The following is a 16,879-nucleotide window of genomic DNA, read 5'->3' on the forward strand; positions in this document are numbered from 1 at the left end:
GTCCATGTTCGTTCCAGTACTTCAAAGATCCGACTCCTATTCTGCGAATTCCAGCACCGTCGTCATCTGCGTCCGTTTCCCGGTTTTCGACGTCTCCGCATGCTGAATCCATATTTTATTTCCCTCGGTATTCAGAAGAAAGCCGCGGACATCCGCCCGGATATCCACAAGGATGCCTCTTCCCTTGAACACATCCCGCATGAAAATCCGCACGGCCGTACCCTCCCGAACCGAATATGCCAGCCTTCCGCTGCTCTGGCTCAGGCAAAAATCCTCCACATGCGCCGCAATTGTGCTCTGTGTGTTAGTCGCCAGGTCAAAGGAGCACAGACTGCCTTCTTCATTGATATAGTATATCTTTTCGCTGCCGGCCGATACCTTTCGGGCGGAAATTCCCAAAATCACAGGCTCCACCTCTTCCTCCAGGTTTTTCAGCAACACATAGGCTCTAGTTCCATCGCTCACCAGCGCCACCAGTTGCCTCTCGCCCATGAGAAAGGCCGATTCGACACTGGCATTTTCCAGATACGGCTGGACATAGGCGGGAATCGCGCTGCGTAGATCCAACGTCTCAAAAGTCAAGTCCTCCGGTTCCAGAACGCAAAGAAGCAGGGAATCCCCTTCCCGCACGACATAGGCAGGCTTTCCCTGCCCCTTAGCCGCACTCCCATAGGTTAAAATATCCTGGGTTTTATAAGACGCCACCCAACGCACCCGGCGGCTTGCCAGATTCATGACGCCAATATCCGTGGAATCCCCGCGCACGGCCTCGATCAGTACATCCCGCCCGGCATTGAGGAGAGAAGCCCCGGATATTTCCCCAAAAGCTCCCGCCGGCATAACGCTCTGCATCTTTCCGGTTTTGTAATCCATGAGCTGGAGACTGGTTTTCTGTTCCTTCTTTTCCAACACGACCAGCGCATTGGTGTTGCTGAATCCCAGATACCGCCGATATCCCTTATCCGCCTTTTCCTCATTATCGTAAACGTTTTCTACTTCCATCCGCCCAGCATCCATCGTTTCTTCCACAACCACCGTCCGCACCTGCGGCGAATTGCAGGCGGTTAATGCTAGAAGCATCAGCCCGGCAGCGAAAACCCGGGCAGCCTTTATGGTTTTCATATTATTGGCCCTCCTCATTCGAATGATTCAAAAAGGTCATTTGAAAGCACAAGCGGCCTTCCTCCAAAAAAGCCTCCATCTCTCCCTGGTGCAGGTCCATGATGTTGCGGCAGATGGTCAGCCCCAGGCCCACAGAGCCCCGCTCTCGCTGGGCCTCCTTCTGCCGGTAAAAGGGCAGAAAGAACTTTTGAATCTCCGCCATATTCACCGAATCGTCTACGGCGTTGCATATCCGCACCACTACAGCCTTTTTCTCCAGACGAACCCGGACATGAATAGGTTCATGAGGCACGCCGTATTTCATGGCATTATCCAGCAAATTCACAAAAAGCTGCCGGAGTTTTTCTTCCTCTCCCATTACCATAGCTTCCCTTGGCAGATCCAGAAGAATCTCCGCTCCATAGCGGCGGGCGCGGATCTTCATGGACTGGGCAATGCGCATCAGCAGACCGCTCACGTCCACAGGCGCCAGCGGCTGCTCTGGTTTTCCCGTCTCCCGGGAGATTTCCAGCAATGTTTCCACCATATCCTTAAGCCGCCGCGTCTCTCCAATGATCTCCTTCAGTCCGCGTGCGTTAAACTCCGTGTCCTCCATTCCAGTCTGCTCCATCATCTCCGCATATCCCAGGATGATGGTCAGCGGGGTCTTCAGCTCATGGGTGACCCGGTCATAAAAATCCTTTCTGTATTCCAGCATCCGGCGCAGATTTGCCTTTTCCCGCTGGATAATGGCGAACTGGTCGCGGATGGTGGCCGCCATGGCGTTATAGGATTCCGTCAATTCCCCGATTTCATCCTTGCGCGTCACAGGCAGCAGGGACAGCCTTTCCGGGTTCTCCTGCATGGTGACAATCGAGCGGCGAAGGCCGCGGATCGGAGCGATAATGTTGGCATTGATCACCAAAAAGAGAATGAGTACCACCAGAAAAATGCCCGCCGAGCTTCCTGCCACAATCCGGCTGATGTATTCCCCGTTTTCAAAGAGCGGGGTATAGTCGCCCACAATGCGCATGATGCCGATGGTCTTCTCAGAAATTTCAATGGGAAAAGAGAGATACACCATTTTCTTTTCGCCATTCACAATCGAAAATGCGTTTTTCCCTTCCAGAGCATATTGCAGATCCTGGGCAGACGCATCCACATTTCCGTGAACCGAGCTATAGATCAACTCACCGCCAGGCGAATACATTTCCAGATCCCGGCCAAAAATCGTCCGCAGATCCCCGGCACTCTGCCGGGCAAAAATCCGGAAATTCTCCTCATTTGCCGACCGACTCTGACTGAGAAGGGCCCGTGCCACATAGGTTTCGCAGCTGTTGCGGTATTCCAGAAGGTTCTGCCGAATGCTCTTTTCGTTGTTGGAACCGATAACCCCCGACACGACGAATTGCAGCAGCAGGAAGGCCGGAAGGATGATTGCCGCATACCACAGCAGCATTTTTTTGACAAGGCCAATTCTCACTGGGCTTCTTCCTCTGCCACTTTATATCCCACGCCGAAAACCGTGCGGATAAAGCGGTCGTCCTGCAATTTTTTCCGGAGGCGCTGGATATGGATATCGACCGTCCGCGTATCTCCCATATATTCAAATTCCCAGACCTTTTCCAAAAGCTCGCTTCTTGTGAACACGCGGCCGGGACTGCGCATCAGAATTTCCAGCAGGGCAAACTCCTTGGGCGTCAGTTCGACCCTCCGTTCTCCTTTATAGACCTCATGCCTCCCCAGATCCATGACGGTATCCGCCACCCGCAGCGTTCCTCCCTCGTTCTCCCCGCCCCGGGTCCGCTCGATGCGCCGCAGGATGGATTTGACCCGCAGGATGACCTCCCGGATGTCAAAGGGCTTGGTGACATAGTCGTCAGCGCCGTATTCCAGGCCGATCAGCTTATCCACCTGGTCGTTTCTGGCGGAAAGGATAATGATGGGAATATTCTTCTCGCCCGTCACAAACCGGCAGATATCCAGCCCATCCATATCCGGAAGCATAAGGTCCAGCAGGATCACATCCGGCGGGGCCGCCTCGATCTTTGAAAGCCCTTCTTTGCCTGTCAGCGCCATCTGCGCCGTGAAACCCTCTTTTTCCAATCCATATTTCAAGAGCTCCGCGATAGCGCGCTCATCTTCAATCAGCAGTATATTAGCCATAAGTCCTCTCCGTCATACCGGGCCGCCGTTTTTTTCCCTTTGGGAAAACGCGCCCTTTCTTTTGAAATTATAGCATATTTCCTCGGGGAGCGTTGTAACAAATATGTTGCTATATCCGTCGGTTCTTGTTTTTTTAAAAGGAACAGCCGCCTGATCGCTCAAGCGGCTGCCAAAAAAATAAAAGGGTGGGGATTGACTTTGCAGGTTACTTATCGCAACCTACGGTGATATTGTACTCGAATCCATAGAGCAATGCAATCCATTGATTCTTGCAAAATCCGTCATTATTATTCATTATTCTATTAAATTCTGTTTTATTTTAAATTAAATCTCTATTTCTTTGTTTTTATCATTTTTTCTATCAATATATATCGATTTTGATTTTCCGCATATTTTTTTCTGCTTCTGCCAGAATAGGAATGTGGAATCGCATCCAAAATCCGGGAAGTGAGGAGCAAAAGGGTTTGTTTAACATCATTATTAAAACAGTTATCGTCTATGTTCTCATCGTTTTTTCCATGCGGCTGATGGGCAAAAAGCAGGCGGGGCAGCTTCAGCCCTATGAACTGGTTATCACGCTCATCATTGCCGAAGTGGCCTCCACGCCCATGGACAGCCCGGGAACGCCTCTTTTATATGGCCTGGTCCCTGCCATCACCCTGCTCCTGATCTATTATTTTTTTTCCTTTCTCTGCCTGAAAAGCAAACATGTCCGCCTGCTGCTCTGCGGCAAACCCAACATCCTGATTCATAACGGCAAGCTGCTGGTGCGTGAGATCCGGAAAATCGGATACAGCTTAAACGATCTGACCGAACAGCTGCGTATCTCGGGGAATACGAATATCGCCAACATCCATTATGCCATTCTGGAGACCAACGGGCAGCTGAGCGTTCTGCCCTATGCCGCCTTCTGTCCCGTCACTCCCAACGACATGGCCCTTGATATCCACGAAGAAACCATGTGCTCGGCCCTGATCCTGGATGGAAAGTTCCATGAGCAGGGCATGCAGCGGCTGCATGCCGACGAAAAAAAGGTCGTCAAGTTTTTGCATACCATGGGGTTTAATGATTACCGCAGGGTGTTTATCTTCACCCTCTCGGATACCGGCGATGTATTTATCCAGGATCGGGACGAAAATGTGAAATCCCTCAAGCTGCCCACAGGAGGAATCTAAATGCTGAAAAAAATCATGATTTTTGCCATGTTCATCCTGCTCATTCTCGGCGCTCTTCTCCAAAATGCCTATTTAGAGGAGACTTTCGCCTCCCTCTCTTCCCAGGTGGCCGCCGTGGAAGAGGCTTTTACGGCAGGCGACCATTCCGCGGCCCGCTCACGGATGGAGGAGCTGACAGCCAGCTGGGACCAGGCCCAGGCCGCCCTCTCTTCACTTCTGCAGCACGAAGAGATCGATAACATCAAAGCGGAGATGCTGGGGCTGGCGGCCCTTGTGGATACAGACGACCGGGACGACTTTTTTGTCACGTCCGCCCGGCTCCAATACTATCTGGAGCACATTCCCAACACCGACCGGGTCTGTCTGGAAAATATTCTATAGCATGCCGCCCATCCCCCAAGCCCTGAGCCCCTTTGCCGGCATAAAAAAACCGGCCGGTGGGCCGGGGAGGGGACAAACGGTCATTTCGACAGAGTCAGGCTGTCCATGACGCCGTCCAGAATTTCATTTTCCGTCTCGTCAATATAGGCCAGCAGGAACACATAGCCGCAGTCATCCATGGGGAGGATAAACTGCCTGCAATAGATGGCATAGATCTCCTGGGCGTCGTTAGTGAAATCCACCTGATAGGTCACCACTGCCATTTCCCGGCTGCCGATGTTCTGCCGCTCCAGCGCAACATTTTTGGCCTCCTGCTGCCCAAAACTCTCCGCTGCCGCCTGGGCATATGCCTGGGCCTGCTCTTCTGTGATATCCGAGACGCGGCTTCCCTTCATTTCGTCGCTGCGGAGAACGCTCAGGCTGGAGCTGACCAGGCTGTCGTTCACCGGAACGGCAATATCCAAAAATACCTGGTCGGAAACGATGGTCCCTTCTTTGACATTCTCGCTAAGGGTTGACGGATACTCCAGGGTAAAGCTCCCGCAGTCCATCCGAATGGTGTCGCCCGAAAGCGTATATGTCGGGTCTCTCTTTTCTCCCGGCGCTGCAATGGATTTTGTATCCGAACACCCGAAAAGCAGCCCTCCCAGCAGAACCGCCGCCAAAAGCAGGCATATCCCTCGTTTCATCCCATTTTCCCTCGTTTCTTCCTTTGCTATGCCTTGCGGCTCCGAAGGACCAAAACGCGCCCCTCCACAAACATTCCGACCCTTTCCCGCTCCAGGCGGTTGCTCACGCCCGTGAACGTGTCGGTTAGAGCCAGATGGTTCAGGGGATATTTCATGCCGCCGTCCTTCAGTGTCACAACGGCGTTCCCCATAAAAGGCATGATGGAGACCGTTTCCCCCACACTGCCGCAGATCTCCGCATCCCCCTGCGCCAGATAGATCTCCGTATGCGCATCCAGCATGCGGGCAGGAATGCCCCGGTTTTGCAGATAGGCCAGGACATGGAAGTTGGCCAGTGTGTGATCCAGCCGCTCCCCGCCGGTTCCGCCGAACAGAACGACTTCACTGGCCCCATGCTGCGCCGCATATTCCGCCGCCAGCATCGTGTCGGTATCGTCCTTTTCCACCGGCACGGTCACGGTTTTTACATGCTTTCCCAAAAAGAGATCCACCGTTCTCTTTCCCGTGGAATCAAAATCGCCCACCATCACTTCCGGCGTATAACCAAAGGCCCGCAGCCATTCCAGGCCGCTGTCTGCCGCAATGACCAACCCCGCCTTCTCTGCAAACCACAAGAATTCTTCCCGCTCCGGCGGCTCCCCGCCGGCGGCAATTACCGCGAGCATCGAAGGGCCTCGATACACGCCCGGGGGTCCGGACTGCCAAACACGGCGCTTCCCGCCACTAGGACGTTGACGCCCGCATCGATCACGGCTTTGGCGTTTGCTTCACCCACGCCGCCGTCAATTTCAATATCCACCGGCCGCCCCGCCAGCATCTGCCGCAGGCTGCGGGCTTTTTCCAGCGTCCGCGGGATAAACTTCTGCCCGCCAAAGCCCGGATTTACCGACATAAGCAGCACCATATCCACATCGTCCAGCACGTCCTCAATCATGCAGACCGGCGTCGCCGGGTTCAAAACCACGCCGCATTTACAGCCTGCATCGCGGATCTGCATGAGCGTCCGATGCAGATGGACGGCAGCTTCCTGATGGATGGTGATGATATCCGCCCCGGCCCCGGCAAATTCCTCGATATACCGCTCGGGCTCCACAATCATCAGATGCACGTCCAGCGGCAGACGGGTGTGTTTGCGCAGCTCGCGGATCATCTGCGGCCCAAAGGTGATGTTGGGGACAAAGCGGCCGTCCATTACATCGCAGTGGATATAGTCTGCGCCCCATTCTTCCACCTGTTCCACCGCTCTTCCCATATTGGCAAAGTCCGCCGAAAGAATCGACGGTGCAATCTTAATCATACTGGTGTTTTCTCCTCTCCAAAAGTTCCTCTAACAACATAGTGTACCGTGTATAGCGGTTTTCGTCAATCTCTCCCGCCGCTATCCTGCCTTTGACGCCGCATCCCGGCTCCTTCCAATGCAGGCAACCGTCAAACCGGCAGACGCTCCCGGCGAACTCCGGATAGTATTCCTTCAGTTCCTCGGGCTGGGTTTCCAGGCATTCCAGAATGCTGAACCCCGGCGTGTCGATCACAGTAGCTCCAAGGCCAGGCAGGGGCAGCAGTTCGCTGAAGCGCGTCGTGTGCCGTCCCCGGGCGGTTTTTTTGCTGAGGCCGCCGGTTTCCAGGCAAAGCCCCGGCGACAGGGCATTCAGCAGGGAGGATTTTCCCACGGCCGACTGCCCCGCCAGGCAGACGCACCGGCCCCGCAGCAGCTCTGCCACATCCGCAATCCCCCGCCCGTCCCGGGCGGAAAAGCAATGGACGGGAGCGCCGCTCCCCCGGTATTCCCTCTGAATCTCCTCGGCCATTCCCCGGTCGGTATCCAGCTTGCTGACCCCAATCGCCGCCGGAATTCCGCCCTGCGCGGCATAGAGCAGCAGTTTATCCACCAGCCCCAGATCCGGCTTTGGCTTTCCCGCGGAAACAATGATCAAAAGCAGGTCAATGTTGGCCACCATCGGCCGGACCAGCGCATTTTTCCGCGGGGCAATCTCCAATATCGAGCCACCCTCCGTATCCGAAGGCGGAGAAAAGCGCACGTTATCCCCCGGCATGGGCTTAATGCCCTCCAGGCGGAACCGCCCTTTGGCCTTGCATTCATAGACAGCGCCCGCTCTATCCTGCACATAGTAAAACCCGCCGATCCCCTTGAGAATTTTTCCCTCCATGGAATGCAATCCCTTATCCATCCTTTCCTCAGAGATCCTGCTGGCGGAGCAGAACGCCGTCGATATAGATATTCAGCTTTTTGGGCGCGTTCTCTTCCGCCGGACGCACCTTGACGCTATAGGGCAGTTCCTCTCCATATTTTTCCTCCAGAGCTTCCCGGGAGGGGAACGCCTCCTGGAAGGCGACGAATTCACATTCCACGCCGCCCACGGCATAAGAAACCGTAAGGGTGATCTGGCATTCCTCGGCAGCTTCCGCCGGAAGTTCCAGCGCCCCCGTCAAGTTCTTTCCCGACGCGGCCTCCTGAACGGTAAGCTCCATGCGCTGGCCGACAGCGCCGGTATGGTCATAGCCCGGCGTCTGCTCAAGAACCTGGTATTCCTGGAACTGCCCTGCCACGGGATAGATCCAGACGCTCGTAAACCCCGCCTGCTTGGCGCTGGTCACAGCGGCTTCCATCGTCTCTCCCGTCAGATTGGGCACGCTGATCCCCGCCGCGGCATCCGCCTCGCTGTTCACCACAAAGGTGACGACGCTTCCCGGCTCCAGAGGCTCCCCCTCGGCGGGCTGCTGCTGGATTACGGCTCCGGGCTTATCCTGAGCGCTCACTTCATATAGCACAACTACCCGGATCCCTTCCACCTTTATTTTATCAATGGCCGCGCGGGCCTCTTCCTCGCTCATTCCCAGGATGCCCGGCATGCCGCTTGTCACTTCAATGCCACTGCTCACCACGATGCTGACACGGTCGCCCTTTTCGAGAACAGTCCCCGGTTCAGGCTTTTGGGAGACGACATAGCCCCTCAAAATCTGGGCATTGGGCTCATAGGTGATTTCCAGGGCGATGCCCAGCTTGTCCATAATGCCCTTGGCCTCTTCCATGGTATGCTCGGTGAGAGTAGGCATATAGATCTCCTTATTATCACTGTTGAGCTGGCCCATGGAGCCGAACAGCGAAATGCAGACCACCGCTACCAGGGCGACAAGCCCTCCCAGAGCCAGCCCGATTCCCAGGCGGCGCATCCGGCGGCTCCGCCGTTCGGTGGCGGGCGTCTTTTCATATTCTCCCGGCAGGGATACATATTCCCCATCCGGTTCTTCCAGGCAGATTGCCAGATCCCGCTGCATAGCCGCAATGGAGCTATAGCGGTTTTCCCGGTCTTTGGCCATGGCCTTCAGAATGATCCGGTTCAGGCTTTCGGGAATCTCCGGATTCAGCTCCCTGGGCTCTCTGGGCTGCATGTGCAGGTGCTTCAGGGCAATGGAAAGGTTATCCTCCCCTTCAAAGGGCAGCCGGCCCGTGGTCATCTCATAGAGAATGATGCCCAGGGAATAGATATCCGTCCGGTGATCCACCGGCTCTCCCTTCGCCTGCTCCGGGGAGAAATAGCGCACGGAGCCAAAGACCTCTTCCCGCTTTTTCTCCTCATCCATCTCCTCTGCAATGCCGAAATCCGTCAGAATCGGTTCGCCGTCCTCCCGGAGGAGGATATTGGCGGGTTTCAGGTCTTTATGGATGATGCCCCGATGATGGGCGTAATCCAGTGCACCGCAGAGTTTTTCCGCCAGCTCCACGCAGAGCTCCAGGGGAAGCGGGCCTTCCTCCTCGATTTTCCTTTTCAGCGTCGGCCCGTCGATATACTCCATGGCGATATATTTATAGCCCTGGGAATTGCCGATATCCAAAATTCGGACGATGTTGCGGTGGTGCAACCGCATAACGGTATAGGCCTCCTTGCGGAACGCCTTGATATAAACGGGGTTGTCCGATAATTCTTTCCGGAGAACCTTGATGGCCACGACCTTTTTGGTCTTGCGGCACCATGCCGTATAAACCCGGCTCATGCCGCCCTCATCGATGGCCTCCATCAGCTCAAAGCGGTTTCCAAGAACAACGCTCATTCCCCGTCACCTCCCCCATGATAGGCGAGAATGATAGAGATGTTGTCCCTTCCGCCCCGTTCCAGGGCCAGGTTCAGCAGCTCCTTTCCCTTTTTTTCCGCGCTCTTGGATCCCTGCAGGCAGGCGGCAATTTCCTCGTCCTTCACATGTGTAGTCAGTCCGTCTGAGCAGAGCAGCAGACTGTCCCCCGGCGCAATGGTGGAGGAATAGGCGTCCGCTTCCACGCTTTCCATGCCGACGGCCCGGGTAATGATGTTCCGATAAGGGTGGCTCTCGGCTTCCTCCGGGGAAAGGATTCCCTTATCCACCAGGAACTGGACATAGCTGTGATCCCGGGTCATCTGGGTCAGCTTCCCATCCCGGAACAAATAGGCCCGGGAATCCCCCACATGGGCGGCGACTACCCGTCGGGGATGCAAAAGGGCGACGGTGAGCGTCGTCCCCATATCGTGAAGCGCCGGGTCTGCCTCGGCCATCTTCCAAAGGGCATGGCTCGTCTCCTCCACCATTTCCTGAAGCATCCGGGGCGTGAGGGCGGCACGGTCTGCCTGTTCCAGCCGGGCGCGCAGCATGGCAACCGCCTGAGCGCTGGCCACCTGGCCCGCCTCATGGCCGCCCATGCCGTCCGCCACCATCAGGATATAGGGAATCTTCTCCCGCTCGATATAGATGGAATCCTCGTTCTGTTTTCGCACTTTCCCCTTATGTGTGACCGCATAAATTTCCATGGTTATGTCTCCATATGCCGGGCGCGCAGCTGGCCGCAGGCCCCGTCGATATCCTGCCCCAGCGTCCGCCGGACCGTCGCCGACAGCCCCCGCCGTTCCAGGGCCGCCAGAAACCCGTATACCTCTTTTTTGGAGGGACTTTGAAAGCTCCCCCGCCCCGCATCGTTATAGGGGATCAGGTTGATATGACAGGAAAGGGGCTTCAGGCGCTCTTCCAGCGCCGCCAGATCCTCCGGCCCGTCGTTCCAGCCCCGGATCAGGATATATTCAAAAATCAGCCTCCGGCCTGTCTTTTTATGATATGCCTGGAGAGCGTCCAAAGTTTCCGAAAGGGAATACCGCCGGGCAATGGGCATGATCTCCCGCCGCTTTTCCTCAATGGCGCTGTGAAGAGACAGGCAGAGGGTGACCGGGATGTTCTCCTCCGTCAGCCGCCGGATTCCCGGAACCACGCCGCAGGTGGAAAGGGAAATATTGCGAAAGCTGATGTGAAGGCTCTGCTCACTGTTGACCAGCCGCAGGAATTTGAGGACATTTTCGGTATTCTCCAACGGTTCGCCCGTCCCCATGAGCACCAGATTGGTGAGCTGCCGCCCTTCGCCCAGCTGCGCATTCAGCAGCAGCACCTCGGACAAAATTTCCCCCGCCGAAAGGTTGCGGATGAGCCCGCCCTTGGTGGAGGCGCAGAAGGCGCATCCCATGGCGCACCCGGCCTGGGTGGATATGCAGGCAGTTTTGCCGTGTTCATATGTCATGACCACAGATTCGATCAGGTTGCCGTCCTCCAGCTCCAGAAGGTATTTCTCGGTGCCGTCCGCTGAAACCTGTTTTTCCGCCACCCGGGCATATCCCTCCCGGAAGGCGGCCGCCAGTTTTTCCCGAAGCTCTTTGGAAAGGTTGGTCATCCCGGAAAAGGGCACATGCGCCGTGAGCCACCGGGCAACCTGCCCGGCCCGGAAGGGTTTCTCCCCCATTTGCTCAAAAACTTCTTTCAGTTCGTCAAAGGATAAATCCAACAGGCTTGGTTTCACTGCTTCTCCCCCTCCCTTTCCAGAAGGGCGATAAAAAATCCGTCGATATGGTCGATATGGGGAAAGAGCTGGATACGCCCTCCCTTTGCCCGGTTTATGAGCTTTTCACTGATATGGTCCACGAGCCGTCCCTCGGCAAATTCCGGATGGCGTTCCAGAAACCAGTCGACATTCTCCCCGTTTTCCTGCCGGGAGATCGTGCAGGTGGAATATAGCAGCCGCCCGCCCGGCTTTACATAGCGCGAACAAGTCTCCAGAATTTCCCGCTGCACAGCCGAAAGCGCCGCCAGTTCTTCTTCCTTTTTGTTCCCTTTGATATCCGGCTTCCGGTATAACAGCCCCAGCGCCGAACAGGGCGCATCCACCAGGACGCAGTCAAAGGCGCCATAGTATTTCGGAATGGGCACGGCGGCGTCCGCCACGCGGGTTTCCGCCTGCACTCCCAGGCGGGCAAATGTCTCCTCCATGAGCTTCACCCGATGCGGGTGGAGATCCTGGGCCACCAGCCGGGACGGGCCAAATTCGGCGGCATAGGCCGCCTTGCCCCCGGGCGCTGCGCAGACGTCCAGAACAGCCTCTCCCCCCCGGATATGCGCCGCCTCCACCGCCAGCATGGACGCCTCTCCTTGGACGGTGAGAACTCCTTTTTTATAGAGCCCCAGCTGATCTACCGCCGATATGTTGCGGATATACCAGGCCGCCGGGCTGTACTCCCCCTTGAAAAAGGCAAACCCCGCGCCCGTCAGCTTGTTTTCCCATTGCTCCGCCGTCACCTTCCGGGCATTGCGCCGCACGCAGGTATCCGCCCCCTCTTTTTTATAGGAGAGCATTTCTTCGGCAAAATCCATGCCATACTCCCGGATATATTTTTCCGCCAGCCAGAGAGGATAGCTGTACATCACGGATAAAAACAGGGCCGGCTCCTCCTCCCGGGAGGGATAGGGCAAATCCCCGGCCCGCAGGGCGATTTGACGCAATACGGCATTGACAAAGCCCTTGAGCTGCCGTTTGGGGGATTTTTCCATCAATTTTACGGATTCGTTCACCGCCGCGCTTTCCGGGACGCTTTCAAAAAACAGCAGCTGGCAAACGCCCAGGCGCAGCACATTGCGCACAAAGGCATGCACCCGCTTGCCCTTTGTAAAGGCGTCGATCACATAGTCGATCCGCCGCAGGTTTTCCAGGGTTGTGAAACAAAGGGCGGAGGTGAACCGCTTTTCCTGTTCCTCCATCCCCTTGAGCTCCCGCTTCAATATCAGGTTGAAATAGCCGCCTTCCTCCACCTCGCTTATAATGCGGAGGGCGGCGCGTCTCGTGTTGACCGGCACAGAATCTCCTTTGCGCGTCTCGCACGCTATATTGCGGCGCCGGGCGCCGTCTTTCCCTGGTTCCGCGGCGGACTCCACCGCCGCTCTAAAAAATAAGCAGACCCCGCCGCTTCCCGGGGGCGGGCCTTGCCTTTTATTGCAGTACTGTTTCTCCCGCTTTGAATACCCCGCTGTTTCCCCGGAGAAAATCTCTGGCAGCCATGGGTTTTTTACCCGGATATTGCAGAGTGATAATTTCCAGAGGAAGATCCCCAGCCTGGATCACCAGCCCGGCCTTTGGGTCTGCCGCCAGAATTTCTCCCGGCGCATGCGCCCCCATGGATTCCCGTGCCCGGGCCATGAGCAGTTTGACCTTCTGTCCGCCTGCCATGAGATAGGCCATGGGCGCAGGGTTGAGGCCCCGGATTTTGTTCGCCAGGTTTTCCGCCAAATCCGAAAAATCTACCGCGCCAAAATCCCGCTGAAACATGGGATAATAGGAGGCCTCCTCCTCTTTTTGAGGCGTGCGGACAAGAGTGCCCGCCAGCAGCTTTTCCAAAGTGCGCTTCAGCGTCTTGGCGCCCAAAACGGAAAGCCGCTCCCGAAGCTCGCCGCCCGTCTCGTTTTCGCCGATCTCCACGCTGTCCTTTTCCAGCATATCCCCGGCGTCCAGTTCATAAGCGGTATACATCGTGGTTACCCCGGTTTGCTTTTCCCCGTTGACGATGGCCCATTCAATGGGCGCTGCGCCGCGGTATTTGGGCAGCAGGGAGCCGTGGACATTGATGCACCCCATGGGCGGCAGGGCCAGCACATCCCGGGAGAGAATCTGCCCGAAGGCCACGGTAATCAACAGGTCGGGGCGCAGCTCTCCAAGCGTCTCCAAGCCCTCCCGGCTGATCTTTTCAAACTGATAGACGGGAATTCCCTTCTCCTCTGCCAGCACCTTCACGGGCGGCGGAGCCAGCTTATGCCCCCGCCCCCTGGGACGGTCGGGCTGGGTGCAGACAGCCGCGATGTGATATCCCTCGTCCAGCAGCATGGAAAGGCTGGGCAGGGCAAATTCCGGCGTCCCCAAAAAGACGATCCGCAGTTCTTCCTTATTCTTCGTCATCCGCAATCTCTCCATCCAGCACTTCTTCATCATCGTCAAAAAGCTCTTCTTCCATAACGTCGATGAACAGATGCCCGTCCAGATGATCGATCTCATGGCACATGGCCCGGGCCAGAAGGCCCTCCGCGTCATAGGTCACTTCCATGCCCTTGCGGTTTTTGGCTACCACCGTGACCTTCATGGGCCGGGTTACAACGCCCCGCCGGCTTCCGCAGGAAAGGCAGCCCTCTTCGCCCTTCTGCTCTCCCTCCCGGAAGGTGATCACCGGGTTGATGAGCTCAATCAGCCCATGTTCGTCGCCGATGTCGATCACCACCGCCCGGCGCAGCACGCCCACCTGGGGCGCGGCCAGGCCCACGCCATCCGCCGCCTTCATGGTTTCCGCCAAATCGTCCAACAGTATTTCAATCCGCGGCGTGATCTCCTTCACAGGCCGGGAAATTTTGCGCAGCTGTTCGCTGGGTTCCTGAATGATATTCCGAAGTGCCATAATCCTCTCTCCTTTTTAATTCACGTCATAGGGGTCCACATCAAAGCCGATGGTCACCCCTTTATTTCGCATGCGTTCCCATGCGGCAAAGACCGCCTGCTGGATTTCCGCCGTCTGTTTGGTGTGGCTCACCTTCAAAAGGATATGCCAGCGGAAATTCCCATCCAGCTTTGCCACCGGGGCCTCTTTGGCTATAAATAAAATTATAGCAGATTTATAGGGATTTAGCATGTCTTTCAAACAATTTTCCGTCTCCCGGCAGACTTTTTCCACCTTTTCCTCGTTTTTTCCGGTAAATACCAGCCGGAAAACTCTGCTGAAAGGCGGCTTCATGGCCGCCTTGCGAAAGACGATTTCCTGGTTATAGAAGCCCTCGTAATCGTGCCGGGCGGCGAATTGGATGGCATAGTGCTCGGGGTTATAGGTCTGGACGATGACCCGCCCCGGCTTTTTTCGCCCGGCGCGGCCGCCCACCTGCTCGATCATGGAAAAGGTCCGCTCCTCTGCGCGGTAGTCGCCGGATGTGAGAAGGCCGTCTGCCGCGATGACCGCCGCCAGGGTAACGTCGTCAAAATCCAACCCCCGGGCGATCATCTGGGTGCCGATCAAAATATCCGCCTCATGGTTTTTAAAAGCATGATAGATCTGCTGATGGGCGTCCTTTTTCCGCGTCGTGTCAAAATCCATCCGCAGTGTCCGCGCCCCTGGAAAGAATTTGCGGATCTGTTCCTCGGCCTGTTCGGTTCCCGTTCCCGCCAGCTTGGAAAAAGGCTCGCCGCATTCCGGGCATGTCTTGGAAAAGGGCAGGCTCCGGCCGCAGTAGTGGCAGACCAGCCGGTTTTCCGCCTTGTGATATTTGAGGGGGACGTCGCAGTGGGCGCACATCCGCACATGCCCGCAGGTGGGGCAGACGACGCTGGAGGCATAGCCCCGGCGGTTCAGAAACACCAGCGCCTGCTCTCCCCGCGCCAGCGTCTCCTCCATAGCCCGATAGAGCGGGCCGCTCAGGAGGCTCCGGTTGCCCCGGAGAAACTCCTTTTTCATGTCGACAATCTGCATGCTGGGAAGGAGCAGGCCCCGCACCCGCTCGGGCATGCGCACCAGGTCATAAATCCCCAGCTTGGCCTTCATATAGTCTTCCACAAGAGGGGTGGCGCTGGCCAGCACCAGAGTCGCGCCGGAAAGATGGCTGCGCATCCGGGCGATCTCCGCCGCATGATAGGGGGGATGGTTCTCCGCCTTATAGCTGGTCTCGTGTTCCTCATCAATGATAATCAGCCCCAGGTTTTCAAGGGGCAGGAACACTGCCGAGCGCGCCCCCATGACGATCCTGGCCTGGCCGCTTTTCACCCGCCGCCACTCGTCGTATTTCTCGCCGTCCGAAAGGCCGCTGTGGAACACGGCGATCTGATCCCCGAAATGCCGGGTGAATTCGCTAAACAGCTGGGGCGCCAGGGAAATCTCCGGCACCAGGATCAGCGCCGTCCGCGAAAGGGCCAGCGTCTGGCGGACGCATTCGATATATACCTCGGTCTTGCCGCTCCCCGTGACCCCATGGAGCAGCACGGTTTTTCGCTTCTTTTCCCGCACCCGGGCTACGATGGACTCCACCGCCGCCCTCTGCTGGCCGGAAAGCTGAATCTCCTCCCGCGGCGCAGGCCTCACATCCTCATAGGGCCGCCGCAGCGCCTCCGCCTGCTTTTCCCCGGCAACGCCCTCCTTCAAAAGATAGCGGACGCTCGGCCCATCCAGCACGGCCGCGGGGCACTCCCCTTTTTTCAGCTCCTGGAGCGTATGCAGGCGGTTTTTCGCCCGCACTTTTCCTTCTTTTGTATAGCACGCGGCAATCTCCTTCTCCGCCCGGGCCACATCTTTTAAAAAGATCACCCGAACGGTCTTTTCCCGGATGCGTTCTCCCCGCATTTTGGCCGGGAACATCAGGCGCAGGGCAAAGGCCAGGGTCGTGTGGTATTGGGCCACCATGTAGGCGGCCAGTTTCCGCTGTTCCTCCGTGAAAATGGGTTCCCCGTCGACGACGCGGAGAACCGGGCGGATTTTTTCCCTGTCCCATCCGGTATCCTCTTTCAGAGACAACACAAAACCCTCCACCCGCATGCTGCCAAAGGGAACCTCCACCCGGCAGCCTGGCAGAACCTTCATCCCCTCGGGCAGGGCATAGTCAAATATTTTATCCACGTTGCTGTGGGCAATGTCCACGATGATTTCCGCGTATTTTGGCTCTCTCATATGTTTAGTATACCATAGGCCGCACCTCTGTAAAAGAGCAGACATGGATTTTGCCGACGTATACAAAAAGAGCGGGCTGGTTCGCCCACTCTCCCGGAATTCCATATCTGCGGCTCCCCCGCCTCCGCTTTCTCCGCCGGCCCATTCCAAGGGAAAAGGCCTGATGACGATGGACAGCAGCTTCATGGGCGTTTCGTCCGGCGCGGTCTGTCTGGAATGCGGCACCCCGCACCCGCAGAAGAAATCTCCCGCCTGCCATGCCGGCTGACAAGCCCTCCTTCGGCATAGTTTCCATCATTTCTATATAACTTTTGATCCTCCAAAAAATAGCCGTCTTTCTTTGCCGTCCTATTCTTCCGCCCAAGCCTCCCGGCCGGGC

Annotated in this window: 16 protein-coding genes; 2 read left to right on the forward strand and 14 right to left on the reverse strand. The window is 56.7% G+C overall.

Going from position 1 to position 16,879, the window contains the following annotated elements:
* Positions 1-36: 36 nt before the first annotated feature.
* Genes H8693_RS03650 through H8693_RS03660 form a run of 3 tightly spaced genes read right to left on the reverse strand, consistent with a single transcriptional unit; the run spans position 37 to position 3,267 of the window.
* Positions 37-1,122 (reverse strand): hypothetical protein, encoded by a 1,086-nt coding sequence (locus tag H8693_RS03650; RefSeq protein ID WP_249279822.1) that lies wholly within the window; start codon positions 1,120-1,122, stop codon positions 37-39.
* Position 1,123: 1 nt separating this feature from the next.
* Positions 1,124-2,584 carry a sensor histidine kinase gene (locus H8693_RS03655; RefSeq protein WP_249279823.1) on the reverse strand — a complete coding sequence of 487 codons (1,461 nt, stop codon included), beginning with the start codon at positions 2,582-2,584 and terminating at the stop codon, positions 1,124-1,126.
* Complete coding sequence (locus H8693_RS03660) at positions 2,581-3,267, reverse strand: response regulator transcription factor (protein ID WP_249279824.1); 687 nt, start codon at positions 3,265-3,267, stop codon at positions 2,581-2,583. Before H8693_RS03660 ends, H8693_RS03655 begins: the two co-directional genes overlap by 4 nt.
* A 464-nt stretch (positions 3,268-3,731) precedes the next feature.
* Here H8693_RS03660 and H8693_RS03665 point away from each other — a divergent pair, with 464 nt between their 5' ends.
* Together H8693_RS03665 and H8693_RS03670 are read left to right on the forward strand one after the other, a co-directional pair.
* The gene (locus H8693_RS03665; RefSeq protein ID WP_178620773.1) at positions 3,732-4,442 is read left to right on the forward strand and encodes a DUF421 domain-containing protein; all 711 of its coding nucleotides are present in this window, start codon (positions 3,732-3,734) and stop codon (positions 4,440-4,442) included.
* Complete coding sequence (locus tag H8693_RS03670; protein ID WP_249279825.1) at positions 4,443-4,823, forward strand: DUF4363 family protein; 381 nt, start codon at positions 4,443-4,445, stop codon at positions 4,821-4,823.
* A gap of 80 nt (positions 4,824-4,903) precedes the next feature.
* On the opposite strand, the gene H8693_RS03675 is transcribed toward H8693_RS03670, so the two are convergent.
* The 11 genes from H8693_RS03675 to priA all read right to left on the reverse strand — a co-directional run bounded on the left by H8693_RS03675 (position 4,904) and on the right by priA (position 16,500).
* Entirely contained in the window at positions 4,904-5,512 is a 609-nt protein-coding gene (locus tag H8693_RS03675; protein WP_249279826.1) for a hypothetical protein, read from the reverse strand.
* Between the two features lie 26 nt (positions 5,513-5,538).
* Positions 5,539-6,177 (reverse strand): thiamine diphosphokinase, encoded by a 639-nt coding sequence (locus tag H8693_RS03680; RefSeq protein ID WP_249279827.1) that lies wholly within the window; start codon positions 6,175-6,177, stop codon positions 5,539-5,541.
* Complete coding sequence (gene rpe, locus H8693_RS03685; RefSeq protein WP_249279828.1) at positions 6,165-6,809, reverse strand: ribulose-phosphate 3-epimerase; 645 nt, start codon at positions 6,807-6,809, stop codon at positions 6,165-6,167. Before rpe ends, H8693_RS03680 begins: the two co-directional genes overlap by 13 nt.
* The gene (rsgA, locus tag H8693_RS03690; protein ID WP_249279829.1) at positions 6,802-7,701 is read right to left on the reverse strand and encodes a ribosome small subunit-dependent GTPase A; all 900 of its coding nucleotides are present in this window, start codon (positions 7,699-7,701) and stop codon (positions 6,802-6,804) included. The genes rpe and rsgA overlap by 8 nt, the downstream gene beginning before the upstream one ends.
* Positions 7,702-7,708: 7 nt before the next feature.
* Positions 7,709-9,583, reverse strand: coding sequence for a protein kinase domain-containing protein (locus H8693_RS03695; protein WP_249279830.1), 1,875 nt, complete (start codon positions 9,581-9,583; stop codon positions 7,709-7,711).
* Positions 9,580-10,311: a Stp1/IreP family PP2C-type Ser/Thr phosphatase gene (locus tag H8693_RS03700; RefSeq protein WP_178620760.1), complete on the reverse strand. Its 732-nt coding sequence runs from the start codon at positions 10,309-10,311 to the stop codon at positions 9,580-9,582. Before H8693_RS03700 ends, H8693_RS03695 begins: the two co-directional genes overlap by 4 nt.
* 2 nt (positions 10,312-10,313) lie before the next feature.
* Positions 10,314-11,342, reverse strand: a complete 1,029-nt coding sequence (gene rlmN / locus H8693_RS03705; protein WP_178620758.1) for a 23S rRNA (adenine(2503)-C(2))-methyltransferase RlmN — start codon at positions 11,340-11,342, stop codon at positions 10,314-10,316.
* A complete protein-coding gene (gene rsmB / locus H8693_RS03710; RefSeq protein WP_249279831.1) occupies positions 11,339-12,670 on the reverse strand; it encodes a 16S rRNA (cytosine(967)-C(5))-methyltransferase RsmB in 1,332 nt (443 codons plus the stop codon). The genes rlmN and rsmB overlap by 4 nt, the downstream gene beginning before the upstream one ends.
* A 133-nt stretch (positions 12,671-12,803) precedes the next feature.
* A complete protein-coding gene (gene fmt / locus H8693_RS03715; protein ID WP_249279832.1) occupies positions 12,804-13,763 on the reverse strand; it encodes a methionyl-tRNA formyltransferase in 960 nt (319 codons plus the stop codon).
* Positions 13,750-14,253: a peptide deformylase gene (gene def, locus H8693_RS03720; RefSeq protein ID WP_178620754.1), complete on the reverse strand. Its 504-nt coding sequence runs from the start codon at positions 14,251-14,253 to the stop codon at positions 13,750-13,752. The genes fmt and def overlap by 14 nt, the downstream gene beginning before the upstream one ends.
* Positions 14,254-14,268: 15 nt before the next feature.
* A complete protein-coding gene (gene priA, locus H8693_RS03725) occupies positions 14,269-16,500 on the reverse strand; it encodes a replication restart helicase PriA (RefSeq protein ID WP_249279833.1) in 2,232 nt (743 codons plus the stop codon).
* Positions 16,501-16,879 lie beyond the last annotated feature (379 nt).

This window comes from Guopingia tenuis (genome assembly GCF_014384805.1).
Classification (GTDB): domain Bacteria; phylum Bacillota; class Clostridia; order Christensenellales; family Christensenellaceae; genus Guopingia; species Guopingia tenuis.

Coding starts and splice junctions, on each gene's coding strand:
- H8693_RS03695 (WP_249279830.1), bottom strand. CDS start 9,583: ATGAGCGTTGTTCTTGGAAACCGCTTTGAGCTGATGGAGGCCATCGAT.
- fmt (WP_249279832.1), bottom strand. CDS start 13,763: ATGACGAAGAATAAGGAAGAACTGCGGATCGTCTTTTTGGGGACGCCG.
- H8693_RS03700 (WP_178620760.1), bottom strand. CDS start 10,311: ATGGAAATTTATGCGGTCACACATAAGGGGAAAGTGCGAAAACAGAAC.
- rsgA (WP_249279829.1), bottom strand. CDS start 7,701: ATGGATAAGGGATTGCATTCCATGGAGGGAAAAATTCTCAAGGGGATC.
- priA (WP_249279833.1), bottom strand. CDS start 16,500: ATGAGAGAGCCAAAATACGCGGAAATCATCGTGGACATTGCCCACAGC.
- def (WP_178620754.1), bottom strand. CDS start 14,253: ATGGCACTTCGGAATATCATTCAGGAACCCAGCGAACAGCTGCGCAAA.
- H8693_RS03675 (WP_249279826.1), bottom strand. CDS start 5,512: ATGAAACGAGGGATATGCCTGCTTTTGGCGGCGGTTCTGCTGGGAGGG.
- H8693_RS03680 (WP_249279827.1), bottom strand. CDS start 6,177: ATGCTCGCGGTAATTGCCGCCGGCGGGGAGCCGCCGGAGCGGGAAGAA.
- H8693_RS03670 (WP_249279825.1), top strand. CDS start 4,443: ATGCTGAAAAAAATCATGATTTTTGCCATGTTCATCCTGCTCATTCTC.
- H8693_RS03660 (WP_249279824.1), bottom strand. CDS start 3,267: ATGGCTAATATACTGCTGATTGAAGATGAGCGCGCTATCGCGGAGCTC.
- rpe (WP_249279828.1), bottom strand. CDS start 6,809: ATGATTAAGATTGCACCGTCGATTCTTTCGGCGGACTTTGCCAATATG.
- H8693_RS03650 (WP_249279822.1), bottom strand. CDS start 1,122: ATGAAAACCATAAAGGCTGCCCGGGTTTTCGCTGCCGGGCTGATGCTT.